The 26,505-nt window shown below is 69.6% G+C and carries 22 protein-coding genes, 1 tRNA gene and 1 pseudogene; 19 read left to right on the forward strand and 5 right to left on the reverse strand.

Features of this window, described 5'->3' with window-relative positions; genetic code table 11:
* Positions 1 to 116: 116 nt before the first annotated feature.
* Positions 117 to 644, reverse strand: coding sequence for a peptidylprolyl isomerase (locus AB0M67_RS08160; protein WP_365743906.1), 528 nt, complete (start codon positions 642 to 644; stop codon positions 117 to 119).
* Between the two features lie 408 nt (positions 645 to 1,052).
* Here AB0M67_RS08160 and AB0M67_RS08165 point away from each other — a divergent pair, with 408 nt between their 5' ends.
* Positions 1,053 to 1,763, forward strand: a complete 711-nt coding sequence (locus tag AB0M67_RS08165) for a DUF5324 family protein (RefSeq protein WP_365743908.1) — start codon at positions 1,053 to 1,055, stop codon at positions 1,761 to 1,763.
* 160 nt (positions 1,764 to 1,923) lie between these two features.
* Here AB0M67_RS08165 and AB0M67_RS08170 read toward each other — a convergent pair whose 3' ends face one another.
* Positions 1,924 to 2,295 carry a DUF6344 domain-containing protein gene (locus AB0M67_RS08170; protein ID WP_365743910.1) on the reverse strand — a complete coding sequence of 124 codons (372 nt, stop codon included), beginning with the start codon at positions 2,293 to 2,295 and terminating at the stop codon, positions 1,924 to 1,926.
* Positions 2,296 to 2,768: 473 nt separating this feature from the next.
* Between AB0M67_RS08170 and AB0M67_RS08175 the strand changes: the two genes are divergently transcribed.
* The 3 genes from AB0M67_RS08175 to fumC all read left to right on the forward strand — a co-directional run bounded on the left by AB0M67_RS08175 (position 2,769) and on the right by fumC (position 7,051).
* On the forward strand, positions 2,769 to 3,740 hold the full coding sequence (locus AB0M67_RS08175; RefSeq protein WP_365743912.1) for an alpha/beta hydrolase: 972 nt from the start codon (positions 2,769 to 2,771) through the stop codon (positions 3,738 to 3,740).
* Between the two features lie 186 nt (positions 3,741 to 3,926).
* The gene (locus AB0M67_RS08180) at positions 3,927 to 5,588 is read left to right on the forward strand and encodes an NAD-dependent malic enzyme (RefSeq protein ID WP_365743914.1); all 1,662 of its coding nucleotides are present in this window, start codon (positions 3,927 to 3,929) and stop codon (positions 5,586 to 5,588) included.
* Positions 5,585 to 7,051: a class II fumarate hydratase gene (gene fumC / locus AB0M67_RS08185; RefSeq protein WP_365743916.1), complete on the forward strand. Its 1,467-nt coding sequence runs from the start codon at positions 5,585 to 5,587 to the stop codon at positions 7,049 to 7,051. The genes AB0M67_RS08180 and fumC overlap by 4 nt, the downstream gene beginning before the upstream one ends.
* A gap of 4 nt (positions 7,052 to 7,055) precedes the next feature.
* On the opposite strand, the pseudogene AB0M67_RS08190 reads toward fumC, so the two are convergent.
* Together AB0M67_RS08190 and AB0M67_RS08195 are read right to left on the reverse strand one after the other, a co-directional pair.
* Positions 7,056 to 7,994, reverse strand: a pseudogene (locus AB0M67_RS08190) (MBL fold metallo-hydrolase).
* A gap of 87 nt (positions 7,995 to 8,081) precedes the next feature.
* Entirely contained in the window at positions 8,082 to 9,047 is a 966-nt protein-coding gene (locus AB0M67_RS08195; RefSeq protein ID WP_365743918.1) for a PDR/VanB family oxidoreductase, read from the reverse strand.
* Between the two features lie 889 nt (positions 9,048 to 9,936).
* Here AB0M67_RS08195 and AB0M67_RS08200 point away from each other — a divergent pair.
* The 13 genes from AB0M67_RS08200 (at position 9,937) to AB0M67_RS08260 (ending at position 23,499) form a co-directional block, all read left to right on the forward strand.
* Positions 9,937 to 10,476 carry a helix-turn-helix transcriptional regulator gene (locus AB0M67_RS08200; protein WP_365743920.1) on the forward strand — a complete coding sequence of 180 codons (540 nt, stop codon included), beginning with the start codon at positions 9,937 to 9,939 and terminating at the stop codon, positions 10,474 to 10,476.
* Between the two features lie 102 nt (positions 10,477 to 10,578).
* Positions 10,579 to 11,673 carry a class V lanthionine synthetase subunit LxmK gene (lxmK, locus tag AB0M67_RS08205; protein WP_365743922.1) on the forward strand — a complete coding sequence of 365 codons (1,095 nt, stop codon included), beginning with the start codon at positions 10,579 to 10,581 and terminating at the stop codon, positions 11,671 to 11,673.
* Positions 11,670 to 12,734 carry a T3SS effector HopA1 family protein gene (locus tag AB0M67_RS08210; protein ID WP_365743924.1) on the forward strand — a complete coding sequence of 355 codons (1,065 nt, stop codon included), beginning with the start codon at positions 11,670 to 11,672 and terminating at the stop codon, positions 12,732 to 12,734. Before lxmK ends, AB0M67_RS08210 begins: the two co-directional genes overlap by 4 nt.
* Positions 12,735 to 12,824: 90 nt before the next feature.
* Positions 12,825 to 12,962, forward strand: a complete 138-nt coding sequence (locus AB0M67_RS08215; protein ID WP_365743926.1) for a hypothetical protein — start codon at positions 12,825 to 12,827, stop codon at positions 12,960 to 12,962.
* Between the two features lie 184 nt (positions 12,963 to 13,146).
* Positions 13,147 to 14,064 carry an LLM class flavin-dependent oxidoreductase gene (locus AB0M67_RS08220; protein WP_365743928.1) on the forward strand — a complete coding sequence of 306 codons (918 nt, stop codon included), beginning with the start codon at positions 13,147 to 13,149 and terminating at the stop codon, positions 14,062 to 14,064.
* Positions 14,057 to 14,701 (forward strand): flavoprotein, encoded by a 645-nt coding sequence (locus AB0M67_RS08225; protein WP_365743930.1) that lies wholly within the window; start codon positions 14,057 to 14,059, stop codon positions 14,699 to 14,701. The genes AB0M67_RS08220 and AB0M67_RS08225 overlap by 8 nt, the downstream gene beginning before the upstream one ends.
* Positions 14,698 to 15,660: a hypothetical protein gene (locus AB0M67_RS08230; RefSeq protein ID WP_365743932.1), complete on the forward strand. Its 963-nt coding sequence runs from the start codon at positions 14,698 to 14,700 to the stop codon at positions 15,658 to 15,660. Before AB0M67_RS08225 ends, AB0M67_RS08230 begins: the two co-directional genes overlap by 4 nt.
* Positions 15,660 to 17,801, forward strand: a complete 2,142-nt coding sequence (locus AB0M67_RS08235; protein ID WP_365743934.1) for a prolyl oligopeptidase family serine peptidase — start codon at positions 15,660 to 15,662, stop codon at positions 17,799 to 17,801. Before AB0M67_RS08230 ends, AB0M67_RS08235 begins: the two co-directional genes overlap by 1 nt.
* Before the next feature lie 509 nt (positions 17,802 to 18,310).
* Positions 18,311 to 19,015 carry a GntR family transcriptional regulator gene (locus AB0M67_RS08240; RefSeq protein WP_365743936.1) on the forward strand — a complete coding sequence of 235 codons (705 nt, stop codon included), beginning with the start codon at positions 18,311 to 18,313 and terminating at the stop codon, positions 19,013 to 19,015.
* A 188-nt stretch (positions 19,016 to 19,203) separates the two neighbouring features.
* Entirely contained in the window at positions 19,204 to 20,574 is a 1,371-nt protein-coding gene (locus tag AB0M67_RS08245; RefSeq protein WP_365743938.1) for an MFS transporter, read from the forward strand.
* 6 nt (positions 20,575 to 20,580) lie between these two features.
* Complete coding sequence (locus AB0M67_RS08250; protein WP_365743940.1) at positions 20,581 to 21,630, forward strand: transketolase; 1,050 nt, start codon at positions 20,581 to 20,583, stop codon at positions 21,628 to 21,630.
* The gene (locus tag AB0M67_RS08255; RefSeq protein WP_365743941.1) at positions 21,627 to 22,649 is read left to right on the forward strand and encodes a transketolase C-terminal domain-containing protein; all 1,023 of its coding nucleotides are present in this window, start codon (positions 21,627 to 21,629) and stop codon (positions 22,647 to 22,649) included. The genes AB0M67_RS08250 and AB0M67_RS08255 overlap by 4 nt, the downstream gene beginning before the upstream one ends.
* Positions 22,650 to 22,725: 76 nt before the next feature.
* Positions 22,726 to 23,499 carry an SDR family NAD(P)-dependent oxidoreductase gene (locus tag AB0M67_RS08260; RefSeq protein WP_365743943.1) on the forward strand — a complete coding sequence of 258 codons (774 nt, stop codon included), beginning with the start codon at positions 22,726 to 22,728 and terminating at the stop codon, positions 23,497 to 23,499.
* 639 nt (positions 23,500 to 24,138) lie between these two features.
* On the opposite strand, the gene AB0M67_RS08265 is transcribed toward AB0M67_RS08260, so the two are convergent.
* Positions 24,139 to 24,211: transfer RNA gene (locus tag AB0M67_RS08265), tRNA-Ala, on the reverse strand.
* A 185-nt stretch (positions 24,212 to 24,396) separates the two neighbouring features.
* On the opposite strand from AB0M67_RS08265, the gene AB0M67_RS08270 reads away from it, so the two are divergent.
* Both AB0M67_RS08270 and AB0M67_RS08275 read left to right on the forward strand, forming a co-directional pair.
* Positions 24,397 to 24,945: a DNA-binding protein gene (locus tag AB0M67_RS08270; protein ID WP_365743945.1), complete on the forward strand. Its 549-nt coding sequence runs from the start codon at positions 24,397 to 24,399 to the stop codon at positions 24,943 to 24,945.
* Between the two features lie 34 nt (positions 24,946 to 24,979).
* A complete protein-coding gene (locus tag AB0M67_RS08275) occupies positions 24,980 to 26,494 on the forward strand; it encodes a protein kinase (protein WP_365743947.1) in 1,515 nt (504 codons plus the stop codon).
* Positions 26,495 to 26,505 lie beyond the last annotated feature (11 nt).

Genomic DNA, 26,505 nt, shown 5'->3' on the forward strand with positions numbered 1-26,505 from the left:
GCGGACGGTGCCCGGCACGCCACAGCGCACCGCCCCGCCCGTCCGGTATGTAACCACTACGGACGGGCAGGGCGGGATGGTTCCCCGAACCGGGGAACCGGACACTGTGCGAGTGATCAGCGCGTCTCGATGACGACCGACTCGATGACGACCTCCTGAAGCGGGCGGTCGGTGCGCGGGTTGGTCTGGGTACCGCCGATGGCGTCCACGACCTTCTTGCCGGCCTCGTTGGAGACCTCGCCGAAGATGGTGTGCTTGCGGTTCAGCCAGGACGTCGGCGCCAGCGTGATGAAGAACTGCGAGCCGTTGGTCCCCGGGCCCGCGTTGGCCATCGCCAGCAGGTACGGCCTGTCGAAGCCGAGGTCCGGGTGGAACTCGTCCTCGAACTGGTAGCCGGGGCCACCGGTGCCGTTGCCCAGCGGGTCTCCGCCCTGGATCATGAAGCCGCTGATCACACGGTGGAAGACAGTGCCGTCGTACAGCCTGTCCGTGGTCTTCTGACCGGTCTCCGGGTTGACCCACTCCCGGTCGCCCTGCGCGAGCTCGACAAAGTTCTTGACCGTCTTCGGCGCGTGGTTCGGCAGGAGCCGGACCTCGATGTCGCCGTGGTTGGTCTTCAGGGTGGCGTAAAGCTGCTCGGCCACGATCTGCCTTCCGTAAGTCTTCTCTGACCCTCACGATCCTCGCACGGACGGCGCGATCGCCGCCCGGCCGCTGCCCTCGAACGGGCTTTACGCCCGTCTTGGGACGGTTTCGCGGCCGGATGGAGGCGGCGGAAGATGGAATGGAGACGGAAGGAGCAGCCGAAAGCGGGCAGTCGCGGAGACGGCGGTGTGGTCACGCCGGAACCCGCGCATGCTGGAAGGAGGCATGACATCGTCGCCCATCGACACGTACGGAATGTACGCGGAGGGCCGTGATGTACGGACATCACCCACGTCGTCTTCCATGACCCGGATGCCCGCAACGCATGCCGAGACCGAGCCCAGCAGGCATGATCTCGAAAAGGGTGGATAGGCGAAATACGGAAAGCCACCGAGGAGGATGATCCTGTGACCCGCATGGACAGCGTGCGCGCCGCTACCGGTTCGGCGAAGGAGAGCGTGCAGCACGCCGCGGTAGTGGTGGCCCCTTACGCCGGTACGGCCAAGGAACAGGCCGCTCTGGCCAAGGAACAGGCCGCGCTCTACGCCCGCGAGGCGCGTGTACGGCTCGCGCCGACAGTATCGAAGGCCGCTCAGCAGGCTCGTGTTCAGTACGGCGCCCATGTGGCGCCCCGGGTACCCCCAAAGGTCGATGAAGCCGCTCACCGCGCCGCGGTGCGCACTCGTCAGGCCGCCCGTCAGGCGGCGGATTACACGGTGCCGCGAGTGAATCAGGCAGTGGCCACCGCACAGCCGGTGGCCGAACAGGCCGCGGCACGTTCCGCGGCCGCCCTGGCCGCTCTGCGCGGACAGGTCACGACGAAAGAGATCCAGAAGCTGGTGAGGAAGCATGAACGGCGGGCCAGGGCCGGCCGGTTGGCCAAGGGCCTGGCGGTCCTCGGCGTGCTGGCAGGCGGGGCCTTCGCCGCCTGGAAGTGGTGGGACAAGCAGGCGAATCCGGACTGGCTCGTGGAGCCGCCGGCCGCTACCGAGGTCTCGGAGCGTGGTCCGCTGACGTCCGTGGACGGCAGCCATGTGGTCGATCCCCTGGATCCGGAGGTCCAGGCGAAGCAGGCCGAGGCCGAGGCGTCGGAGAACGACCGGGACGACCGTCCCTGATCACACAGCCCATGGAGCCGACCGCGCACTCGCTGTTCGCGTTCCTGCTGTCCGCGTTCTTGCTGTCCGCGTCGTCCTCGTCGCGCCACCGGCGTACGGGGTTCGGCGACAGGCGCACCTGAGGTGAAGGGCGCCGGGAGACCACGGAGTTCCCGACGCCTCACGCCGCGACGAGTGCCGCGTCGGCGGCGTACGCGCTCACGCGTGCCGCGCGGGCATCGGCCTCGCTCGGCGTGGTGTCCGGCAGATGACGGACCGAGGGTGACGAGCCGTGCGCCTCCGCGCGGATACGCTGCTTGATCGTGGGCGGCAGCGACCGGCCGCGTGGCAGCGACCTGGGTACGGTCGCCCTGGCCGGAGCGGCCTCGGTGACGTGGTCCGCGGCGGCGGGCGCCGGCGCGGGCTGCTCGGCCGGCTGCCGCACGGCGTTGCCGGCGGCGGCGGCCGGGGCGGTCAGCCCCAGGGAGGCGAGCACCGCGAAGAACGCGGTGATGAAGACAGTCCACAGTTTCTTGACCTTGAAGGCGGCCATGACCCCTCGCTTTCGGGTTGAGCGGTTTACATACCTTCCTCATGATGTGGACGCATCTTGAGAATCCAGGGAGCTACGCCGCCGTCCGGCAGTTCTTCGGATGAACACCACTCGTACGGTCCAACCGGCCCCGTGAATCCGCGCCCGAAGCGCGCCCGAGGCCGTACCTGAAGCAGCGCTTCCCTCCCCGCCTGCCGACGCGTACCAGCGCACGTCAGCGCCCCTCCAGCGCCCCCGCGCCGCCCCACCGCGCCGGCCGAGGCACGACTTGCGCTCGCCCGCCACCCGGAACGATCGCCGCCGGGCGAGGCCCCACCACCTGCTCGGCCGCGCGGTGTCACCCGCCTGCCGCTCAGAGCGCGCCGTATCGGCGCAAACCGGAAAAGCTGATGCTCGGCCCGGCCTCCGGGTCCGCCCTCGGCCAGATCCGCCCTCGGCCCGCCCCTCCCGGCAGAAGAGAAAGAGAGAACGCCATGACGCTGCGCCCGTCCCGAAAGCTCATACGCTCGCGGCCCGTCGCCGTCCTCGCCTCTGTGTGCTCCGTGGCGGCGCTCGCGGCGCCCGCCGTCGCCGACGGCGATTCCACCGACTCGGGCGCCAAGGGCATAGCCAAGCCGACCGTGGTACTGGTGCACGGCGCGTTCGCCGACGCCTCCGGGTGGGACGGCGTGGTGGAGCGGCTTCAGCGTGACGGCTATCCCGTCATAGCCCCGGCGAACCCGCTGCGCGGGCTGGCCAGTGACTCCGCCTATATCGCCAGCGTCCTGAAGAGCGTCAAAGGACCGCTGATCCTCGCCGGGCACTCCTACGGCGGTGCGGTGATCGGCGAGGCCGCCGCCGGCAACCCCAACGTCAAGGCGCTCGTCTACATCTCGGCGTTCATGCCCGACAAGGGGGAGACGCTCGGGGCGCTGGGCGCGAAGTTCGCCGGCAGCCGGCTCAATCCGGCGCTCAAGCAGGTGCCGTTCCAGAACGGCGACGGCACGACAGGCACCGATCTGTACATCAAGCCCGACATGTTCCACCAGGTCTTCGCCGCGGACCTCCCGGCCTCCACCGCCGCGGAGATGTCCGCCACCCAGCGCCCGATCAGCGCCGCGGCCTTCACCGAGAAGGCCGGCGCCGCCGCCTGGAAGACCATCCCGTCCTGGTTCCTGGTCGCCACCAAGGACCGCGCGATAGCCCCGGACCTGGAGCGCTTCGAGGCCAAACGGGCGGGTTCCCACACGATCGAGGTGAACTCCTCGCACGTGGCGATGATCTCCCACCCCGGGACCGTCTCCAGCCTGATCCTCGACGCCGTCCGCGCCGAGGCATCCGGCACCCCGTCACTGGCCACGACGGGCGGCTCGGCCTCGGCGACCGGGCTGATCGGCCTCGTCGCGATCGCCGCGGGCGTGGGCCTGATCGTGGCCGTACGCAGACACCAGGCACGCGATCGCTGACCCCGAGCGAGCGAGGACCGGAGCGAGACCGAGCAAGACCGCGCGAGACCGACAAGGAACGGGCGAGAACGGGCATGCCGCGGGATCCGCAAGGTGGACTCACCCAGCCGAGTGGCAGGCCCCACTTATCCGGACCAGCATGGATGGAGGCCGTATCAGGCACCCCGATGACGAGGGAGGCCTCAGATGTCGATGCATACGCCACCCATCCTCCTGGACCCGCTGCTCAATCGAGGGAGCGCCTTCACCCGGGAAGAACGCGAGAGCCTCGGGCTGGCAGGTCGTCTGCCCAGCGCCGTGCTGACCCTGGACCAACAGGCGCAGCGCGCGTACGAGCAGTTGCGGGAGGGGCCCACGGACTTGGCGAAGTTCATCTACCTCGAACAGCTCCACAACCACAACGAGGTGGTGTACTACCGGGTGCTGGCCGATCATCTGGCCGAGCTGCTGCCGATCGTCTACGACCCCACCGTGGGCGAGGCCATCAAACGGTACAGCCACGAATACCGGCTCCCGCGCGGCATCTATCTCTCCATCGACCGGCCTCAGGACATCCGCCGCGCCTTCGAGTCGCTGAGGCTCCACCGCGACCAAGTGGACCTGGTGGTGGCCACCGACGCCGAGGAGATCCTGGGTATCGGCGACTGGGGTGTGCACGGGATCCAGATCTCGGTCGGCAAGCTCGCCGTGTACACGGCGGCGGCCGGCCTTCACCCCGGGCGCTGCGTGCCGGTGGTCCTGGACGTCGGCACCGACAACGAGAACCTGCTGAACGACCCGCTCTACCTGGGCATGCGTCACAGCCGGGTGCGGGGCAAGAAATACGACGACTTCGTCGCGGCGTATCTGGAGACGGTCGCGGACCTGTATCCGAACGCGCTCCTGCACTTCGAGGACTTCGGGCCCAGCAACGCCCGCCGCCTCCTGGAGGAGTACAAGGACCACTACCGGATGTTCAACGACGACATGCAGGGAACCGGCGCCATCACGCTGGCCGCGGTCATGTCCGCCTTGAAGGTCACCGGCGTCCCGTTCCGTGAGCAGCGCGTCGTCGTGTTCGGCGCCGGCACCGCGGGCGTGGGCATCGCCGACCAACTGCGCGACGCCATGGTCCGTGACGGCCTGGACACCACGGCCGCCACGCGGCACGTATGGCTGGTCGACAAGCAGGGGCTGCTCATCGACGGGATGCCCGGCCTACGCGACTACCAGACCCCCTACGCCCGCCCCCGCGCCGAGGTACGGGACTGGGCGGACGGGCCGGTCGACCTGCCCACGACCGTCCGGCACGTCCGGCCGACGGTCCTGATCGGCACCTCCACCAGCCCCGGCACCTTCGACCGGAACGTCGTCACCGAGATGGCCCGGCACGTCGAACGCCCCGTGATCCTGCCGCTCTCCAATCCGACCGAGAAGATCGAGGCCATGCCGGCGGACCTGCTCGCCTGGACCGACGGCAAGGTGCTGACGGCGACAGGAATCCCGGTCGACCCCGTGGACCACGGCGGCGTCCACCATGTCATCGGACAGGCCAACAACGCGTTGCTGTACCCCGGTCTCGGCCTGGGGACCATCCTGTCCGGCACGGACCGTCTCACCGCGTCGATGATCCTCGCCGCGGCGGAGGCAGTGGCCGGACAGGTGGACCCCCGAGCCCCCGGCGCGCCCCTGCTGCCACCGGTGTCGAACCTGCGCGCCTCCTCGGCGATCGTCGCCAAGGCCGTCATCCATGCCGCCGGAGCCCAGGCGGGCGCCCGGCACCCGGACGATCTCGTCCAGGCAGTGCAGGACGCGATGTGGCAACCCGCCTACGGGCCGCTGCCCAAGGAGCTGGGAGAGGCCCCATGACCACCCGGCGGCATGGCACCGGCTCCGATCACCCGCCGAAGGTGCGGGACACGGCGATCGGCATAGACGCCGTCGGCACCCGTCGCGAGACGGACTCGATGGGCACGGTGGACGTGCCGGCCGACCGTTACTGGGGCGCTCAGACCCAGCGTTCCCTGATCCACTTCTCCATCGGGGACGACCGCATGCCCAAGGCCGTCTACCACGCCTACGGCTACGTCAAGAAGGCAGCCGCCCGCGTCAACGCCGACGAGGGCCGCCTGCCGCGCTGGAAGGCCGATCTCATCGCCCGTGTGGCCGACGAGGTGATCTCCGGTGCGCTGGACAGCCACTTCCCTCTGTACGTCTGGCAGACGGGTTCCGGAACCCAGAGCAACATGAACGTCAACGAGGTGATCAGCAACCGCGCCATCCAACTGGTGGGCGGCGAGCTCGGCTCCAAGACGCCGGTCCATCCCAACGATCACGTCAACATGGGCCAGTCCTCCAACGACACCTTCCCCACCGCGATGCACATAGCCGCCGTCCAGGAGATCAACGACCACCTCCTCCCCCGAGTACGGCAACTCCACGAGGCGATCGCGGCGAAGTCCCAGGCCTGGTCGGACATCGTCAAGATCGGACGGACCCACTTGGAAGACGCCGTTCCGCTGTCGGTCGGCGAGGAGTGGTCCGGCTACGCCGCCCAGCTCGGCGACGCCATCGGCAGAGTCGAGGCCACCTTGCCCGACCTGTACCAGCTTGCCGTCGGCGGAACCGCCGTGGGTACGGGCCTCAACGCCCCCGTGGGCTTCGGCACCCATGTCGCGGAGCGGATCGAGGCACTGACCGGCTCTCCGTTCCGCAGCGCGGCCAACTCCTTCGCCGCCCAAGGCGGTCTGGACGCCATGGTCGCCGCCTCGGCCGGTCTGCGCGCCCTCGCGGTCCCCCTGATGAAGATCGCCAACGACATCCGCTGGCTCGCCTCAGGGCCCCGCTGCGGCCTCGGTGAGCTGACTCTCCCCGCGAACGAGCCCGGCAGTTCGATCATGCCGGGCAAGGTCAACCCCACCCAGTGCGAGGCCATGGTGATGGTCTGCATCCAGGTGCTGGCGGAGGACAGCGCCATCGCGTTCGCCGGGAGCCAGGGAAACTTCGAGCTGAACGCCATGCGGCCCGTCATCGTGAACAACTTCCTCCACTCCGCGCGCATCCTCGGGGACGCGTCGGAGAAGCTGCGCAAGTACTGCGTCGAAGGCGCGGAACCGCACCGCGAGCAGATCGACGCGTACCTCTCGCGCTCCCTGATGCTCGTCACCGCACTCTCCCCGGAGATCGGCTACGACAAGGCCAGCAGCATCGCCCACCGGGCCGACGACGAGGGCACCACCCTCCGCGAGGCGGCGCTCGACAGCGGCTACATCAGCGCCGAGGACTTCGACCGGATCGTCGACCCCAAGAAGATGGTCCACCTCCACCACTGAGGCGTCAGTAGCGGACGGCCCCGTAGTCGATCGGCTCCGCGGGGTAGGTCGCGGCGCGGCGGCCGAGACCGCGCATCCGTTCCCGCATCTCGTCGGCGGGGAGGTGGCGCAGATCGCCGTGGCCCGGCAGCACCCACTCGAAGGTCAGCTCCTCGGCGCCGCGGGCCACCGACTCGGCGAGTGTCCTGATCGAGTCGTAGACCACGCTGTGGGCCACTTCGAGGGTCTACTGGCCGTTCGACCAGAAGAACGCGTCGCCGGTGAAGCAGAACTTCTCGTCCGCGATGAAGAGCGTGCTGCCGGCGGTATGCCCGGGGAAGGGATGGGCGATGACGCCCGGCCCTATCTCGACGGGTTCCGTGCCCCGGATGATGTGGTCGGCGGAGGGCAGGGAGTGCAGATCCCCCTCGTGGATCCACAGCCGGGCCTTGAAGGCGTCGGCGTACTTACGGGCGTGGGCGACATGGTCGAGGTGGGTGATGAGAACGTCGGTGATCTTCCCGACCCGCTGCTCGTAGCGGCGAGCCAGGGCGGGCCGCCAGCGCGGGGTGTCGATCATCATCGCGGTGCCGTCCGAACGGCGCAGCAGGTACGAGGTCGCGCCGTACGTCCGCGGGGAGGCGTGCCCGCAGAGGTAGACGGTCCCGTCCTCGTCCAGCGCCATCGGGTACGGGTCCGAGTCCGCGCCCAGGTTGTCGGCCGGGGGGTGGATGGAACGGGTCGGGCAGGCGTGCGCCGCCATGTACAGCTTCTCGACGTCCGCCTCGGTCTCCGGCTGACGGATGACCGTCGACAGACCGCCGTACTCCCCGCCCTCCATGAAGCCGATCATTCCGGGAGCGATCTGACGGGCGATGTTGCAGTTCAGACAGCGGTCATCGACGCTCCAGCCTGCCTCCCCGTCCGCCGCCCGGGGTGTCTGCTCCGGCTGTGTGGTGCTCATGAATTCCACTCCCGTGTGAGGGGAGCGCCCGGCGATCGGGCGCTCCGGTGGTGCCAAGGACTTCGGGGGATACGGGCGACAGGGCCGTCACAGATCGAGGACAAGCCGGGGGCCGCAGGCGCGGGAGACGCAGATCATCATCGTCTCGCCCGCTTCCCGCTCCTCCGCGCTGAGCACGGAGTCCCGGTGGTCGGGCTCGCCGTCCAGCACTTCGGTCTCGCACGTGCCGCAGATTCCCTCGGCGCAGGAGGAGAGGACGGCGACCCCGGCCTCCCGCGCCGTCTCCAACACGCTCTTGCCCGGCGGCACTCGAAGGGTCTGACCGGACCGGGAAAGGACGACCTCGAACGCACCGGCGTCGGCCGCCGTCTCTTCCTGTTCCCTGGCCAGGAACCGCTCCACGCGCAGCGCTCCGGCCGGCCATGCGCGGCATCGCTCCTCGACCGCGGCGAGCAGCGGTTCGGGACCGCAGCAGTAGACCAGGGTTCCGGGGTCCGGGTCGCCGAGGTAGCCGTCGAGGTCGAGCAGTCCGTGCTGGTCCTGCGGACGGACAGTCACCGCGTCGCCGTACGCGGCGAGTTCGTCCAGGAAGGCCATCGAGGAGAGGGACCGGCCGCCGTACAGCAGCCGCCACCCCGCCCCCGTGGCCTCGACCGCGGCGATCATCGGCAGCACGGGCGTGATGCCGATGCCGCCCGCCATGAACAGGTAGCGCCCGGCCGGCCGGAGCGGGAAGCTGTTGCGCGGCCCCCGCACCCGTACCGGCGTGCCAGGGTGCAGCTTGCCGTGCACGTACGCCGAGCCACCGCGCCCCTCCGGGACGCGCAGCACGCCGATACGCCACGACGACCGGTCACCGGGGTCACCGCACAGCGAGTAGTGACGGACCAGTCCGCCGTCGAGCAACAGGTCGATATGGGCGCCGGGTTGCCACTCCGGAAGCGACTCGCCATCAGGGTGGCGGAGGACGAGAGAGATCACGTCGTCGGCGGATTCGACCCGTTCCGCGACAACGAGCGCGAACTCGCCGACGGGAGTGGGGGGATGGCTCACGGTTTTTCCCGCTTTCACAGGAGACGGAGCGACGCCCATGGCGCCGCTGCATCTCCGACGCATGAGCTGACGCTGGGACAGGTCAGGTCATGGAGCGCGCGACGGAAGACATGCGACGGAAGGCGTTTCCCGAGACGAACCCTACCGGCCCCACACCCCCTGCGTGACTACATCGTTATATGCCGAACGATGCCGGGCACCCGCTTCCGGGCACCGCACCCCGGCCTGCCGACCCCTATGTCAGCCGCCGCACAGCGGGGTGGGATTCAATGGCACGCGAGTGAGCCATTCCCATGTGCACCACCATGCCCAGGAGTGGTTCCGCATAGGGCAAGCGCCAAGGTCAGGCGACGCCCGGGAGACTCGGTTCGACGCCGGACACATGGCTGAAATATCGCCAGGTGCTTTTACTATCCTTTTGCCTTGATCGGCGGCCGGTTAACATCAACCCGCTTCGGAAAACGCTTACCGAAGTGTGGACTTGAGCCAATCCGTCAAGCAGGGGGGATGCCGGATGGTCTTCGAACAACGCGTCGGCCTGACGACAGAGGGTACGAGGCCGGGCATGACCACAGCCGTTCTCTCGGCACCACAGCCGTTCTCACGGCCGTTTCCCAGATAGCGCCCGAGGCCACCCTGCCGCGCTGACTCACTCTCCCGGCACGCCGGCTTCTCGCAGCCGCGAGCGCGGCTTCCGTGCCCGAACTCCTCAACTCCGCATGACTCCGCACGAGTGACAGCCCTCCGCGGGCCAGACCGGACACCTCGACACCCCTCGCACCGCCCCTCCCGGGGCGGCACTTGCGCACGTGTCCAGGTAAGAATCCCGACCGCGCCGAACCGGAGCATGAAATTCGGACGGCCACGTGACATAGGAAGCGAAGGAAACATGGGAAGGCCAGAGACCCACATAGATCCCTCCGAAGGCTCCCTGCAGCTTTTCGCTTACGAGTTGAGAGCACTCAGGAGATCAGCGGGGAACCCCTCGTACAGACAACTGGCCAGTCGCGCCAAGTACTCCGGGACAACGCTGTCAGAAGCCGCCCGCGGCCTCAGTTTCCCCAGTCTCGCGGTGACACTCGCCTACGTCGGCGCATGCGGCGGGGACACCGCGCACTGGCGTACGTACTGGCAGGAGACCGACACCGCTCTGAAGACCGCCGAGACCCGCGCCGTTCACGACTGTCCGAAACCCACCGGAGGGGTCGACGACTTACTCGCTTCCGACCCGGTCACCTTGCGCGAATCCAGTCGGCGGCGGCTCCTGGTGCGGTACCTCCCCGCCGTCGCCGGACTCGTCGGGGTGGCAGGGGCCGCGGGTATGGCCGGCTTGTCCGGCCACAGGCCGAAGACGGCAACGCTCGGTGTGGTGGCCGGAACGTGCATGGTGTCGGGATTCTGGCTCGGAAGGACGATCCAGGATGCGTGACCGGACGGCTCCCGGCCTCCTCGATGCCCAAGCTCCTCGCAGGTCGGGGGCGCAGTGGACGAAGACCGTGATCAACCGGTCGATCAACAGGGACGCGCGGTCATGACCGACGCGCCCGCGGGCACCCTCGACCAGTTCCATGAAGTACAGGGCATCCTCACCCATACCGGCGTCGGCCTTCTCGCCCGTACGACCGATCTCCGACGGCTTCCGGGCCGCAACCGCAACTGGATCTGCACCACGGACAGCGGAGCGCGCGTCTTCGTCAAGAAACTGGAGGGGCCACGCGAGGCATCGGCGGCGAGGGTCCGGCAGTGCCTCTCCTTCGAACAGTCGCTGGCGAGAGCCGACTCCGCCGAATTGTTCACTCCCCGACTGCTCGGCGCCGACCCCGCGGCGGCCGTACTGGTCTTCTCATGTGTGGACGAGGCGAAGACCGCGGTGGAATTGATGCGCGAGGAGCGGCTCACCCACGACCTGGCGCATTCCCTCGGACACACGGTCGGGCTGCTGCACAACCTGCCGACCGACGACCTGCCGCGCGAACGGGCGACGAATCCCCTGCTGCCTTCTGAGGAGCTGCTGGAGGCCATACCTTTGGCTCTCTTCGAGTCGTCGTCGGCCGCGGAGCTACAGGTGTGGGCCCTCCTACAGAACGACGCCGACCTGATCGCGGCGTTACGACGGCTGCTGCGCCGCGAACGGGAAGCCGAGACGGTGGCGGCCCACTGCGATCTGCGGCTGGACCAATTCCTGGTCGCCGACGACGGCAGGGTTCACCTCACCGACTTCGAGGAGTTCCGGGCCGGAGACCCCGCGCGTGATCTCGGTGGGGTCGTCGGGGACCTGCTGTACCGCACCCTGTTGGCCGCGACCGCCCGTGCCAGGGAATCGGATCAGGCGGCGTCCCGGGATCGAATGGTGACACTGCTGGCGGAAGCCATAGGACAGGTGCGTCCGCTGACCTCGGTGTTCTGGAGCGGCTACCACGGCACCAGGACCGGTACCGACGGCCTCCTGGCCGAGCGGGTCACCGCGTTCGCCGGGTGGTATCTCCTCGACAGATTGCTGGCCGGCGCGCGCTCGGCACCACGCCTTGCCGCGCTTCCGCGCGCGATGGCGGGCATCGGGCGAAAGGCTCTCCTCGCGCCGGACGCGTTCGTCGCCACACTCGGGCTGACGGAGGTCCAGCGATGACGGGGCTGCCACAGGAGCTGCTGTCCACCCGGCTTGAGGAGGCACTGTCCGACGTGGCGGTGGAGCCCGGCGGCCGGACGGCGTCGGTTGGTGAAAGGTTGATGACCGCGCCCACTCCCCGCGCCCTCACCGGTCAACTCGCCACCGCCCTCTACCAGACGGTCCATGTCGGCAGACGGCCGGCGGAACCGGGCGGAGAGGAAGACCGGGCGCCGGGGACCGGGCTGGAGGACCGCGACCTGGAAGCCGGTCTCGCGACCGGCGTACCCCATCGGCACAGCCGCTACCGGGCCCGGGTCCTGAGCGCCACCGGAGGAGGGCCGGTCGTACACCTCTCGGGTGTCCGCGTCCGTGTCGCCCCGGAGCGGATCGCCGACGGGACCGCCCGGGAGGAAGGGACGGCGCCCGGAGCAGAAGCCGACGTGCTCGTCGCCGCCGCCCGCCGCTCGCTGTCGCCGGGCTTCTTCCTGGTCGACGGATCGCTGCCGCTGGCCCACCAGGACTCCATCCTCCGGGTATACCTGCACGTCGAGACTCCCTCCGTTGTCTTCGACGCCTGGGGACGATCACTGCGGTGCCTGGAGGAACATGGCGTCCCCTACCGCGCCAAGGCCATCTCCTACACCGGCGGCCTCCCACGGCGTGACGGCGTCGTCATCTATCTGGGAAGTGAGCACCAGGGGCTCGTCGGGGACCTGGTCGGCTCGCTGAAGGGCATCGCCCTGGGCGCCGGCGCCTCCCCCTTCACCCAGCCGCTCGCTCCGGGCATCGCCATGGCCTGGGAGCCGGCGGATCCGCGGCCCAGGATGAAGAACACGAGCCTCGGAGAGCACAGATCCCGGGCGGTGGCGGCGGGCCTGGTCCAACACGCCACCCAGCCCGACGATGCGCCCCTGAGTCGGTCAGAGGTTGTACGGCAGGCGCTGCTCGACGCGGGCATCGATCCCTCGGAGCCCGCGCGTAATCTTTCGTCGCCGCCTTTCCCGGGCAGTTTGAAATCCGTTGACCGCCGCACAACGTTTCATCAAAAAGATCTTGTCCCACCACCCCGGCCACGTTAGCTTCATTTCTGCCGCGAAGGAAATCGCCGAGATAGCAGACGATTTCCTTTCGGCAGCACAGCCAATCCCTCTCAATCGAAGGAGAAAGCTATGAACGACATCGAGCTGGCCACCGGTTTCGACGCCTACGCGGACGTCAACGAGATGGCGGACGAGGCCACGCCCGACGAGGCCCCCTCGCCGCAGACCATCATCTCGGTAATCGTCACCGCCAGCTTCGACTGCTGACGAGCCAGCTGAGACGCTGTCCCGTGCGGTCGGTCCGCGGTATCGCCGCCGACCGGCCGCACGGGCGGTCAACCGGAAACCCAAAAACCGAAAAGGCCCGACAGAAAACGGGTCCCGAAGGATGGCGGCGAGAATGAGCACGTCAGTTCTCCTTCCTTTCATGCCCGTATCCGGAAAACAAGTAATGCCCTTCGCCGACATTGTCAGGAAGGGAAAAGCCGAGAGGCTTTGGACCGGTCAGTCGATCCTTGTCGAGCCACATGCCGCGCTCGCCTACGCCGCGGGAGCCGGCGCCCGGATCCCCATGGGCACCAGCCTGAGCCTCATGCCACTGCGGCACCCTTTCCAAGCCGCTCTCCAGGCCCGCTCCCTCGCCGCTCTGACGGGTCAGCCCGTCGTCGCCGGACTGGGCACAGGGCCGGAGCCGTTCGTCCGAGCCCTGCGCGGGCACGGATACACCAGCCCGCTCACCGCCGTACGCGAGTACGCCACCATCGTCCGGGGCCTGCTCGCGGGAGACCGCGTCGACCTCGCCGGTGACTACTACGCGATGGCCGGCGCGCTCACCGCCCTGAGAACGCCACCGGTGGAACTGGGTCTGGGCGTGCTCAGGCCCAGAATGGCCGAACTCGCCGGAGAACTGGCCGACGTCGCGATCACCTGGCTGACGCCCCCCGCCTATCTGGCGGAGGTGATCATTCCGGCGCTCGCCGCAGGTGCGGAGCGAGCCGGCCGTCCTCGCCCGCGGGTCACCGCCGTCGTCCACGTCTCGCTCGACGCACCGGACCGCGACCACGTTCGGATCGTGCGGGCCGCCACCCACGCGCACCTCGGAACACCTCACTACGCCGACATGCTCCGCCGCGCCGGCATCGAGCTCGACCGGAACGACCTGTCGAAGAACGTCACCCGGCTCATCGAGAGCGGTACCGCGGCGGTGGGCGGTGCCGACGACGTCGTACGGGCCGTGTCCGCCTACCGCGAGGCCGGCGTCGACGAAGTCGTACTCAGCGTGATCGGCATCCAGGCCGTCGACGGAACGGACGCGTCGCTTGAGGCCCTCGGCACGATCATCGAAGCGCAAAGGACCACTCATGCCTGACGTCGGCCAAGACCCGGTACAGCCCTCCTACTCCTTCCGCCGCCTGCTCCTCGTCGGCACCGGTGCGCTCGGCGTCTGCTCACTGCCGGGCTGGGTCGGCTGGCTGCGCGAGAACCACTCGTACATCGAGACGAAAGTGGCGCTCACCCGGCATGCCACCCGATTCGTCGCCCCGGCCGCGCTCACCGCGATCGGCGGCGCTCGCCTGTTCGACGATGAATGGCCCGCCGAACCGCAGGTCACCGCCCCGCACGTGGAACTCGCCGAGTGGGCCGACGCGGTGGCCGTCTTCCCCGCCACCTTCCACTTCGTCAGTCGCTTCGCCCTCGGACTGGCCGACACCCCGGTGATGCTGGCGCTCCAGTGCGGCACCGCCCCGATCGGCCTCGCCCCCGCCCTTCCCCCGGGCGGCTTCCAGAGCCATGCCATGCGTTCCCATCTGGCCGCACTGCGGGCACGCCCCAACGTGGTGGTGGCCGACCCGGAGCCGGGGCGCAGCGTGACCACGGGAGCCATCGGACGAAACGCGGCCGCTCCGCTGCCGTCCCTGCTGGAACTGATCGAGAAGCTGCACGCCGAACTCGCGGCGGAGCCGCCGGATCCCGCGGCCGGGCCGGGCGAGGGCGGGCGGGCGTGACAGTCGTAGCCAAGTACGGGAGCGGACTGGTCCGCACCAAAGTGCTGGCGGACCCCGATGACGGCTTCTTCACCTGGGTCCGCACAGCCGGCGACAGCCGGACCGAGCCGCTGGAAGCACCTTCCCCGGCGGTCCTGGACTCGCTGCGAGCCCTGGAGGCCCGCCCGGCCGACGGCACGGGCGTCCGCTGCGCGCTGCCTCGCGCACAGGATGGCGAACTGCGCTACCCGCAACTGCCGGGACGCAGTTCCCTGGCCAGGCTCCTGACTCTGGGAAACCCGCCGCCCCACTCGGACCCCCCGGCCCCCTCGCCCGCCGGTCGGGCGTTGGACGGTACGGAGACCCTGCTGCACGAGTTCGGCCGTACGCTCCGGCGCCTGCACACGACCCCGCTGCCCGCCCGGGACACCGGCGGCTACGCCCTCCCACCCGCCTGGCGGCGACTGCGTGCGTGGGCCGACGCCCCGGCCCACGGCCGCGCCGGTCAACTGCACGGCCTGGTGCGGGCGCTGCTCGGCACGGACCGCTGGCGTCGCGTCGAGGCATGGCTGCGTGAGCTCGCGCCCGGCGAACCGCTCACGCTCGTCCACGGAGCTCCCAGCCTCGGGAAACTGGTGCCGTCGGAACGGCACGGTACCGCCCACGTGCTCCTCGCCGGCGAGGACATCGGCTTCGCCCCACGGCAATGGGACGTCGGCTGGGTCGTCGCCGAACTGCGCGAGATGCGGTTCTTCGCCGCCCGGCTGCCCCGCCCCGAGGCCGGCTGGGAAGAGCTTGAGGAGGCCTTTCTCCGCGGCTACGGCGAGACCGGCGACACCGCGGTCGGACGGGCCGCGGCGTTGCGCGTGCTGCTGCACCTCCTCGACCTGAGCGTCCTGGTCACCTGGGACGAGGAGGAGGTCCGGCGCACCGTCGCACTGATCGCGGAACTCATGGACGAACAGGGAAGTGGTCAGTGATGCACCTGCGCCATCCGGCAGCGCGCCGACAGGAGCTGGTGGAAGACCTCTTCGGGCACCGGGTCACGGACCCGTACCGCTGGCTGGAACAATCCGACAGCTTCGAAACCACCTCCTGGTCGGCCGCCCAGCACGCCCTGTGCCGCCAGGCCCTGGACGCTCTGCCGGGCCGTCCCTGGCTGCGCGCCCGCATGGCGGAACTGCTCGCCCCCGGTGTGACGGGGCCGCCCGTCTGGCGCGGAGCACAGCGGTTCTTCATGCAGCGGCTGCCCGGACAGGAACACGCGGCCCTGCACGTCGTCGACGGCGAAGGCACCGAACGGGTTCTGCTGGATCCCGCGGTACTGGACCCGACGGGGCGTACCACGCTGGACACCTGGCAGCTCGACCGGGAGGGACGCCGGCTCGCCTTCCAGACGTCGGTGGCAGGCGACGACAGCAGCTTTCTGTGGGTCCTGGACATAGCCTCGGGCGATGTGATCGACGGCCCTGTCGACCGCTGCCGCAGATCGCCGGTCGCCTGGCTGCCCGGTGGCGAGGCGTTCTTCTATGTACGGCGCCTGCCGCCGCACGAGGTGCCTCCGGGGGAGGAGCACTATCACCGGCGTGTGTGGCTGCACCGCGTGGGAACGGACCCGGACAGGGACGACGAACTCGTCTTCGGCGACGCGGGCCCCAGAACAGCTTCCTACACCGTCGGTCTCAGCGCGGACGGCCGCTGGCTGATCGTGACACGCACCACCGGAGCGGTACGCCGCAACGACGTATGGATCGCCGACCTCACGACGTCCTCCCACGGGGTACCGGTGTTCGTACCCGTGCAGACAGGCGTCGACGCCCGCACCCGTGCGGTCGTCTCCCGCCACGGACGCGTCTACCTGCACACGGACCACGGTGCCCCTCACCGTCGACTGGCGGTCGCCGACGTCACGGACTTCCAGGCGACGAGAGCCCCTTCACCGAGCGAGTGGAAGGATCTCGTCCCCGAGGACCCGCGGGCCCAGTTGGAACACTTCACGATCCTGGACGGCCCGGAACTGGACCGAGCCCTGCTCCTGGTCGTTCGCAACCGTCACACCATCAGCGAGATCACCGTGCATGACCTGGAGACGGGGGCACAGCTCGGGGACATCGCCACGCCGGGCCGGGGGTGGGTCGGGGAGATCCGCGGCAGGCAGCACGAGGCCTGGTTCACGTATACGGACCCGTTCACCCCCATCACCGTCCTGCGCTGGGACGCACGGGATCACACCACGAGCGTGTGGGCGTCCCCGCCGGGCCACCGGACGGATACCCGGAGCCCCGATCCGACCCGGCACCCAGTCGGCACCACCCACCAGATCACCTGCGCGTCCCCCGACGGAACACACGTACGCGTCACAGTCCTCGCGCCGCGGGACAGTCCCAGCGGACCCCGCCCGGCCATCCTCTACGCGTACGGCGGCTTCGGCCTGTCCTACAAACCCCTGTACAGACCGGACGTGCTCGCGTGGGTGGAGGCGGGCGGCGTCTACGCGGTGGCCCATGTGCGCGGCGGTGGCGAGGAGGGCGCCGACTGGCACAGCGCGGGCACCCGCGCCCACAAGCAGAAATCCATCGACGACCTCCACGCCGCCGCCGACGCCCTCTGCCACGCGGGGTGGACCACACCGTCCCGGCTCGTCCTGAGTGGGGAGTCCAACGGAGGCCTGCTGGTCGCCGCCGCTATGACCCAGCGCCCCGACAGCTACCGAGCGGTCCTCTGCGCGGCACCGGTACTGGACATGGTGCGCTACGAGCACACCGGCCTCGGCGCCTCCTGGACCGGGGAGTACGGCTCCGCCGCGGTCCCCGAGGAAATCGACTGGCTGTTCGGCTACTCGCCCTACCACCATGTCGGCGAAGGCACGGAGTACCCCGCCGTCCTCCTGACGGTCTCCGACGGAGACGGCGTCGTCGACCCCCTGCACGCCCGCAAGATGTGCGCCGCCCTGCAACACGCCACCGGCCCGACCCCCGGACGAGACGGAAGAGGCCTCACACTCCTGCGCGTCGAGGCGGGCGCCGGCCACGGTCCACGGGCCACAAGCCGCGGACTCGAACTGTCCCTGGACCAGTTGTCCTTCGCGGCATGGCAGTCCGGCCTGACTCTCCCGCACTGACCCGCTGCCGCGACGAACGCGGAGAACGACCACCGGCCGACCCGCGCGGCTCGCCCCGGACCCGTCCCAATACACCCCTCTGACCGCGTTTCCGCAGGTCAGAGGGGTGTATTCACATGGAGCCCAGGGGAGTCGAACCCGAACCGGGCATCGTCCTGACCTGCAACTTCACTAAACCCTTGCGCGAGAATCGGACTTTCCAGCCTGTTTCCACCCCGCTCCATCCTGCCCGATCCGGCTGACCCGACTCGATGTGTCCACTCGTGGGCACACTGCCACGTGTGATTGCTCTTTCAATCCCAATCCACCTGTGCCCCCGGAATCATTAGGCTTCCGACCTTGCCGCGCCTGGCAGACGCACCCGGCGGCCAGGTCCTGGTGAACACCGGTTCCGAACGCGTGCTGTTTGCTCGTCCCGCCTTGAGTAACGTACCCAGCCCACCACTGTCGACAGTTGACACAGGAGCTGCGTTAGAATGTTGCAGCGTGAAACTAAGGGGGCGTCGACCGTGACCGCGCCGACACTGTCCAGCCTTGAGCGCTCGACGCTGCGCGAACGCGCCCTGAAGGCTCTGCGCACAGCGATCACCACCGGCCAGTACCGGCCGGGCGATCATCTCGGCGAGGTCGAGCTCGCGGCCGGGCTGTCCATCAGCCGCGGCACCGTACGGGAGGCATTGCGCCATCTCCAGCAGGAGGGGCTCGTGGTCGCGGGCAGCCGTGGGATGCTCCGCGTGAGGAGCCTGACGCCTACGGAGGTCCAGGAGCTTTTCCAGGTGCGTGAAGCCCTTGAGGGGCTCGCGGTGACGCAGATCATCGCCTCGCCGGGCAAGGAGACCGCCGTCGCCTCCCTGCGCGAGGCACTGGACCAACTCGGCGAAGCGTCCGGCGACTTCAGCGCGCAGGTGGAGGCGGATCTCGCCTTCCACTTCCGCCTTTGCGAGCTGTCGGGCAACTCGATGCTGATGCAGACCTGGCGCCATCTGGAGGGACCGACGCGCGTCGTCGTGATGAGTGCCGCCGGGGAACGGCGGAAGGTCAGCATGTCCGCCGCACATCACCTGCCCATCGTCGACGCGATCGAGCGCGGAAACGCGGACGAGGCCATGCGGGTGCTCCATGAGCACATGGCCTCGGCGATCGCGAAGCTCAAGGCCGCTCCCGACGGACCGGACGCCGCCGACGACGCGCACCCCAGGAACGAAGCGGGTTAGCAGACGACGCGGCGCGCTGCCGCGACGCACTCAGACCCACAGGCCCCGCCCGGGCGACGTACCGGGTGGGGCCTGTCGCTGTCCCAAGGGTTGACATGCCCTGAAGCCACGCCCACTATCAACTCTCGACTGTTGACAGTCGACAGAGTGCCAGGGACGGCGCGGGCTGCGATCAAGGAGGATCGGGCATGACCGGTTCAACACCATCCGGGCGGGCGGTACCGCACAAGCCAGAGGGGTCACCGGAACGGCTGAAGGTCGCCGTCGGGTGCGGCGTGGGCGCGACCATCGAGACCTACGACTTCATCGGCTTCGGCACGGCCGCCGCCCTCTATTTCGGCGACGCCTTCTTCCCGGACTCCGATCCGCTCTCCGCGACGCTGCTGTCGTTCGCCACTCTGGGGATCGGCTTCGCCGCCCGCCCGCTGGGTGGCATCATCGCCGGTCATCTCGGTGACCGTGTCGGCCGCAAGCCGGTTCTCGTCGGCTCCCTGCTGATCATGGGCATCGCGACCGTCCTCATCGGCTGCCTGCCCACGTATCAGACAGTCGGCGTCTGGGCCCCGGTCCTGCTGGTCGCCGTACGGGTGGTGCAGGGACTCGCCTTCGGTGCCGAGTGGGGCGGCGCGATCCTGATGACGTTCGAACACGCGCCCTGGCACAAGCGCGGCCTGTACACCGGCATCACGCAGGCGGGGTTCCCCGTCGGGCTGCTGCTCGCGAACCTCGCCTTTCTGCTCAGCTCCCGCACCTTCGACGGCACATGGGCCTGGCGCGTGCCCTTCCTGCTCAGCGCCGTCCTGATCGTTGTGGGCATCCTCATCCGGCTCAAGATCGACGAGTCGCCGGAGTTCGAGGAACTGAAGGAGTCGGGCCAGGTCTCCAGGAACCCCCTCATCGAGGTGCTGCGGGACGACTGGCGCAACGTACTGCGCGCCTTCTGCCTCCGGATAGCCGAGACCGCCGGTTATGCCATCTCGGTCACCTTCATCGTGTCCTACCTCGGCGATGACGAGGCACCGGACGTCACGAGCGCCGTGAGCCTCACCGCCCTGGTGACCGCCGCCGCCCTCGGTATCTTCGCCACCGCGTTCTGGGGCCGGCTCTCCGACCGGATCGGACGCCGTCCGGTGTATCTGGCGGGCTGCACCGTGACCCTTCTGTGGGGCATCCCGATGTTCCTTCTCGTCAACACCGAGGTCGCGGCATTGGTCCTGGTGACGTTCGTGGTCAGTTACGCCGTCTGCCAGAACTCGCTCGCCGGAGTCCAGGGCGCCTGGTTCTCGGAGCTCTTCGCGACAAAGACCCGCACGGCCGGCACCTCTCTCGCCTACCAGCTCTCCGCGGTCGTCTCCGGCTTTACGCCCCTGATCGCCACCGCCCTGTACTCCAGCACCGGCTGGACCGGACCGGCGGTTCTCTTCAGCTTCTACGGATTGCTGGGCCTCGTCGCGACGCTGCTGACGCGGGAGACCTGGGGAGCCGTGGAGAGGGCGGACGCCGACCGCGCCCTGCGGAGGCAGCCGGCCATGGCGGCAGCCCAACTCATCAAGGAGTGAGAACGAGTGACCCCGACCACTGCCAGATCCGCCCCCGCCCAGTCACTCGACCCGCAGGAAAACCCCCAGAAACCCGCTCCCCCGGACGACGCACAGACACGGGCCGCACGGATGGAGCGGATCCGGACGCTCCAGGACTCGGCGTACCGCATCCGACGGCACGCTCTGGACATGGGTGAGATCCAGGGCCAGGGCTACATCGGCCAGGCTCTCGGCGTCGCGGACGTCCTCGCCGTCGTCTACAAGGACGTGCTCAACTACCTGCCCGACAACCCGGAGTGGCCGAAGCGCGACAGGTTCCTGCTCTCGATCGGCCACTACGCCATCGCCCTGTACGCGGCCCTTGCCGAGGCCGGCGTCCTGGACACCGCGGAACTGGACACGTACGGCGCGGACGGCTCGCGGCTGCCCATGTCCGGCATGGCCTCGTACACACCCGGCATGGAGATCTCCGGCGGCTCACTGGGCCATGGGCTCGGCATCGCGACCGGCATGGCGCTGGGCCTGCGCCATCAGGGGAGCCGGGCACACGTGTACAACCTGCTCTCGGACGGCGAACTCGACGAAGGCTCCACCTGGGAGGCGGCCCTCGCCTGCGCGCACCACGGCCTGGACAACGTCACCGCCATCGTGGACGTCAACGCCCTCCAGGCGGACGGCCCCACCCGCGGCGTGCTGCGCACCGAACCCGTCACGGACAAGTGGGCGGCGTTCGGCTGGCACACCATCCGCGTGGACGGCAACGACATCGAGGCGCTCGTCTCTGCCTTCGACGAACTGCGCGCCCACCGGGGTTCGCCCGCGGTGCTCGTCTGCGACACCCGTATCGGACGCGGCGTGCCACTGCTGGAAACCCGCGAGAAGGCGCACTTCATGCGGGTGGAACCGGACGAGTGGCAGATCGCCCGCGACGAACTGGCGCAGGGGCACAGTGCCGGCGGCCAGAACCCCGTGCCCTGCGGGAGACACGCCCACGACCCCGCGGCCCCGGCCGGATCCATCGAGGCCGGGCGGAGCCCTCATTCGCGCACCCACCGGACAGGAGACGACGCATGAACGCCCACGCGCCGGCCGCGCAGGCACCGCACAGGCTCACCACATCGGCCATGATCGCCTCCATCGCGGAGGACGGACAACGCACCGCCAAAGCGCCCTTCGGACACGCGCTGGCCCGGCTCGCCGAGGAGCGTCAGGACATCGTCGGGCTCTCCGCGGACCTGGCCAAATACACCGACATGCACGTCTTCCGCGAGGCTCACCCCGAGCGCTTCTTCCAGATGGGCATGGCGGAACAGGTGATGCTGGGCGCCGCCGCCGGCCTGGCCGAGGTCGGCCTCGTCCCGTTCGCCTCCACCTACTCCGTCTTCGCCACCCGCCGCGCGTACGACTTCCTGTGCCTGGACATCGCCGAACCGGGCCTCAACGTCAACGTCGTCGGGGCGCTGCCCGGACTCACCACCGGATACGGTCCCAGCCACCAGGCCACCGAGGACCTGGCCATCCTGCGCGGCATGCCCGGCCTGACCATCGTCGACCCCGCCGATTCCGTGGACATCGAACAGGCCGTCCCGGCCCTGGCCGCGGCCCCCGGGCCGACCTACCTGCGACTGCTGCGCGGCGCTGTGCCCACCGTGCTCGACGAGTACGACTACCGCTTCGAACTGGGCCGGGCGGCCCAGCTGCGCGGCGGCCGCGACGTGCTGTTCATCTCCACGGGGCTGATGACCACACGCGCCCTCGCCGCGGCACGGGATCTGGAGGCCGACCATATCGACGTGGCCGTTCTGCACGTCCCGACCATCAAACCGCTCGACCGGGAGACCATTCTGCGCGAGGCGACCAAGGGACGGCTCGTGGTGACCCTGGAGAACCACACGCTCGTGGGCGGCCTGGCCGAGTCCGTGGCCTCCTGCCTGGCGTTCGCCGGAGCCGGGACGTCCTCCGGAGCCGGGACAAGGATCGTGCCGATCGGCCTGCCCGACGAATTCCTGGCCGCGGGAGCACTGCCCACTCTGCACGACCGGTACGGACTGTCCGTCGATGCCATCAAGGCGCGCGTCCGCGCAGAGCTGTGATGGCGCCGTCCCCCTTCCCAGGCCGACCCCCCTCTGCCTCCTGTCCCCCGCCCCAGCACGTTCCAGGAGAGTCCGGATGACCACTCACTCCCACACCACGCCCCGCACCGCCGTCGTCACCGGCGCCGGCTCACCCCGGGGCATCGGACGGGCCACGGCGCACGCACTGGCCGCCGACGGCTACCACATCGCCGTGCTCGACCTCGACAAGGAGGCCGCCGAGGACAGCGCGCGAGAGGTGGCCGCGGCCCACGGCGTACAAGCGCTCGGCATCGCCGCCGACGTGACCGACCCCGACGCGGTGAACGCCGCCGCCGATGCCGTCGAGACCGCGCTTCCGCCCGTCGGCGTACTGGTCAACAACGCCGGAATCACCTCGCCCACCCGATTCCTCGACGTCTCCGCCGAGGAGTGGGACCGGATCTTCGACGTCAACGTCCGCGGCAGCTTCCTGGCCACCCGGCGCCTGGCACCGGATATGGCCGCGCGCGGCTTCGGCCGGATCATCCACCTCTCCTCGGTCTCCGCCGAGCGCGGCGGCGGCGTCTTCGGCGGCGTCGCGTACTCGGCGGCCAAGGCCGCCCTGCTCGGCTTCTCCCGCGCTCTGGCCCGCGAACTCGGACCGTCCGGCGTCACCGTCAACTCCGTGGCTCCGGGCCTGATCGACACCAACATCACGGACGGAAAACTCGCCCCCGAGCGCAAGGCCGCCCTGGTCGCCGACATCCCGATGCGCCGGGTCGGCCACGTCACGGACGTAGCCGCCGTCGTCGCCTTCCTGGCCCGGCCCGACTCGGGCTACCTCACCGGCGTGACCTACGACGTCAACGGGGGCTCGCACATCCACTGAGGGGAAGGCTCATACCGGAGAGGTCCCCTGACCTGTGCTTCCGCGGGTCAGGGGACCTCTTTCCATGTGGACTGCCACCCTCACACCCGCTGCGGCCGACCCCTTCGGTGAACTCACGCACGGATTCCCGCCGCCGCCCTCACCGCCCAGGCGGAGATCCGCGAACTGGCCGAGGGGGAGGACTCCAGCGTCGCCGCGGTGGAGCCGGACGTCCACTTCCACCAGTCACTGGTCGACGCCCTGGAAAGCCCGCGCCTGAGCCGGGCTCACGGCCGGTCAGGCCGAGGCCGATACCGGCGAGCGGGACGACTGGTCGGCCACCGCCCTGGATGCACGCCCTCAGGCGGACACCCCTGATCGACTTCCTCCACAGAGAAGCAGAGCACCACCACAACGCCCGTTGAGCATGGCCCCGGCCTTCATCGGACCGGGAGAGCCCTTCAACGACTCCGGCATGTCCTCAGCACCTGACGTCACCCCGCGCTCAACGCAAGAGACCACGAAGCACTCCCCCGGCCAGCCATTCCCGCGCTCGGACACCGCATCGAATGGTCTTGTCCACGATGGGCTTGCGCCTGTCGCCGGACACGAAAACACCCCTTCAAACCACGTTTCCGCAGGTCAGAAGGAGTGCAGGAGTGGAGCCTAGGGGAGTCGAACCCCTGACATCTGCCATGCAAAGACAGCGCTCTACCAACTGAGCTAAGGCCCCTCGGTGGGTGGGTACGACCGAACCGCCCGGCAGCGCTCGCCCATCACCGGGACCAGAGTACCGGCTGTACCGAGTGATCCCGCAAAAGGATTGGGACTCCCCGTGCACGACCACGCTCCGTAAGATGCCCCACGAGGTTCGCAGCAGCGAAGCTGCCGCATTGGGGAAGCGATGGGGAGACGCGCATGGACGCCGCACAGCAGGAATCGACTGCCAGAGCCAGAGAACTTCAGCGGAGCTGGTACGGGGAGCCGTTGGGGGCGCTCTTCCGTCGACTCATAGATGACCTGGGCCTGAACCAGGCCCGGCTCGCGGCGGTCCTCGGACTCTCCGCGCCGATGCTCTCCCAGTTGATGAGCGGTCAACGCGCGAAGATCGGCAATCCGGCCGTGGTCCAGCGGGTCCAGGCGCTGCAGGATCTGGCCGGTCAGGTGGCCGACGGAAGCGTCAGCGCCGGGGAGGCCACGGACCGGATGGAGGAGATCAAGAAGTCGCAGGGGGGCTCCGTCCTCACCGGCACCAGCCAGACGACGAACACCTCGGGCGCGCCGACCGTGCGCCGGGTGGTCCGAGAGATCCAGTCCCTGCTGCGCTCCGTCGCGGCGGCCGGCGACATCATCGATGCCGCGGACTCCCTCGCCCCGACCCAGCCCGAACTGGCAGAGTTCCTCAGGGTCTACGGCGCCGGGCGCACCGCGGAGGCGGTCGCCCATTACGAGGCGCATCAAAGCTGACGGCGTACGGGACGACGGGGAGCGAGCGCGGCGCATGGGTGAGGTCTTCGCGGGACGGTACGAGCTGATCGACCCGATCGGACGCGGCGGTGTCGGTGCCGTCTGGCGCGCCTGGGACCACCGGCGCAGACGCTATGTGGCGGCGAAGGTCCTCCAGCAGAGCGACGCGCACACCCTGCTGCGGTTCGTACGGGAGCAGGCCCTGCGGATCGATCACCCGCATGTCCTCGCCCCGGCCAGCTGGGCCGCGGACGACGACAAGGTCCTGTTCACCATGGATCTGGTGAGCGGCGGCTCGCTGGCGCATGTCATCGGCGACTACGGGCCGCTGCCGCCGCGCTTCGTCTGCACCCTGCTCGACCAGTTGCTGGCCGGTCTGGCCGCGGTGCACGCGGAGGGGGTCGTGCACCGCGACATCAAACCGGCCAACGTCCTGCTGGAGGCCACCGGAACGGGCAGACCGCATCTGCGGCTGTCCGACTTCGGCATCTCCATGCGCAAGGGCGAGCCACGCCTGACGGAGACCAACTATGTGGTGGGGACGCCCGGTTACTTCGCGCCCGAGCAGATGATGGGCGCCGAGCCGGACTTCCCCGCCGATCTCTTCGCGGTCGGTCTCGTGGCTCTCTATCTGCTGCAGGGTCAGAAGCCGGACGCCAAGGCCCTGGTCGAGCATTTCACCGCGCACGGAACTCCCGGGGCGCCCCAGGGCATCCCCGAGCCGCTGTGGCAGGTCCTGGCGGGCCTTCTGCAGCCCGACCCGGACGCGAGGTTCCGTACGGCCACGGGCGCCCGCAAGGCGCTGACAACGGCCGTGGAGCTGCTGCCCGAGCCGGACATCGACGACGAGATCGTCGAGGTCTTCGACCAGATCGGTCCGCTCCCCTCCACCTTCGGCCCCACCGGACCCGTCGGCCCCACCGGACCCGTCGGCCCCACCGGCCCGGCCGGTCCCGTCACGGATCCCCAGACCGGCGGCCACCCCTCCGTTCCGTACCCCGAGGCCACCGGCGGCCCGTACACCGACCCGCGCGCGGCTCAGCCACCGGCGCCGGGACCGACGACGGCCGCGTCGTCCCTCACACCACAGCCCACACCACAGCCCTCGCCGCCCCCCACGCCGGCGCCCGGGCCCGCCTCCATGTCGGAGACCGGCAGCTTCCATCTCCCCCCACCGCCGAGCCGGGACCACGCGCCCCAGCAGGCCCAGCAGACCCCACAGGCTCAGCCCGCCCCCCAGCAGGCCTACGTCCCGCCGTACCCGGCGCAGCACGTCCCCCCTCACTACGACTACGCCACACCGCCGCCCGACCTCTCCCACGCCGAGACGGCGGCGGTCCGGCACGAACAGGCACACACCCGCCCGTACACCGCCCAGAGCCCGGGGGTTCCCTTTCAGCAGCCGGCGGTCCCCCATCCGCGGGCACCGGCCCACCGCGCCCCCGTCAAACGCGCGGGACCGCCCCCGAAGGTGACGGTCCCGGTCCTGCTGCTGGCGCTGGCCTGTTTCGCCGTGGGGATCTGGGCCCTCACCCAGATCCAGAGCTGAAGGCCCGGGCG

Source organism: Streptomyces sp. NPDC051662, assembly GCF_040681655.1.
Taxonomy (GTDB): Bacteria; Actinomycetota; Actinomycetes; order Streptomycetales; family Streptomycetaceae; genus Streptomyces.

Bases quoted from the DNA above. Each gene is read 5' to 3' on its own strand.
- AB0M67_RS08170 (WP_365743910.1), bottom strand. From the start codon at position 2,295: ATGGCCGCCTTCAAGGTCAAGAAACTGTGGACTGTCTTCATCACCGCG.
- AB0M67_RS08175 (WP_365743912.1), top strand. From the start codon at position 2,769: ATGACGCTGCGCCCGTCCCGAAAGCTCATACGCTCGCGGCCCGTCGCC.
- AB0M67_RS08180 (WP_365743914.1), top strand. From the start codon at position 3,927: ATGTCGATGCATACGCCACCCATCCTCCTGGACCCGCTGCTCAATCGA.
- fumC (WP_365743916.1), top strand. From the start codon at position 5,585: ATGACCACCCGGCGGCATGGCACCGGCTCCGATCACCCGCCGAAGGTG.
- AB0M67_RS08200 (WP_365743920.1), top strand. From the start codon at position 9,937: ATGGGAAGGCCAGAGACCCACATAGATCCCTCCGAAGGCTCCCTGCAG.
- lxmK (WP_365743922.1), top strand. From the start codon at position 10,579: ATGACCGACGCGCCCGCGGGCACCCTCGACCAGTTCCATGAAGTACAG.
- AB0M67_RS08210 (WP_365743924.1), top strand. From the start codon at position 11,670: ATGACGGGGCTGCCACAGGAGCTGCTGTCCACCCGGCTTGAGGAGGCA.
- AB0M67_RS08215 (WP_365743926.1), top strand. From the start codon at position 12,825: ATGAACGACATCGAGCTGGCCACCGGTTTCGACGCCTACGCGGACGTC.
- AB0M67_RS08220 (WP_365743928.1), top strand. From the start codon at position 13,147: ATGCCCTTCGCCGACATTGTCAGGAAGGGAAAAGCCGAGAGGCTTTGG.
- AB0M67_RS08225 (WP_365743930.1), top strand. From the start codon at position 14,057: ATGCCTGACGTCGGCCAAGACCCGGTACAGCCCTCCTACTCCTTCCGC.
- AB0M67_RS08235 (WP_365743934.1), top strand. From the start codon at position 15,660: ATGCACCTGCGCCATCCGGCAGCGCGCCGACAGGAGCTGGTGGAAGAC.
- AB0M67_RS08245 (WP_365743938.1), top strand. From the start codon at position 19,204: ATGACCGGTTCAACACCATCCGGGCGGGCGGTACCGCACAAGCCAGAG.
- AB0M67_RS08255 (WP_365743941.1), top strand. From the start codon at position 21,627: ATGAACGCCCACGCGCCGGCCGCGCAGGCACCGCACAGGCTCACCACA.
- AB0M67_RS08260 (WP_365743943.1), top strand. From the start codon at position 22,726: ATGACCACTCACTCCCACACCACGCCCCGCACCGCCGTCGTCACCGGC.
- AB0M67_RS08270 (WP_365743945.1), top strand. From the start codon at position 24,397: ATGGACGCCGCACAGCAGGAATCGACTGCCAGAGCCAGAGAACTTCAG.
- AB0M67_RS08275 (WP_365743947.1), top strand. From the start codon at position 24,980: ATGGGTGAGGTCTTCGCGGGACGGTACGAGCTGATCGACCCGATCGGA.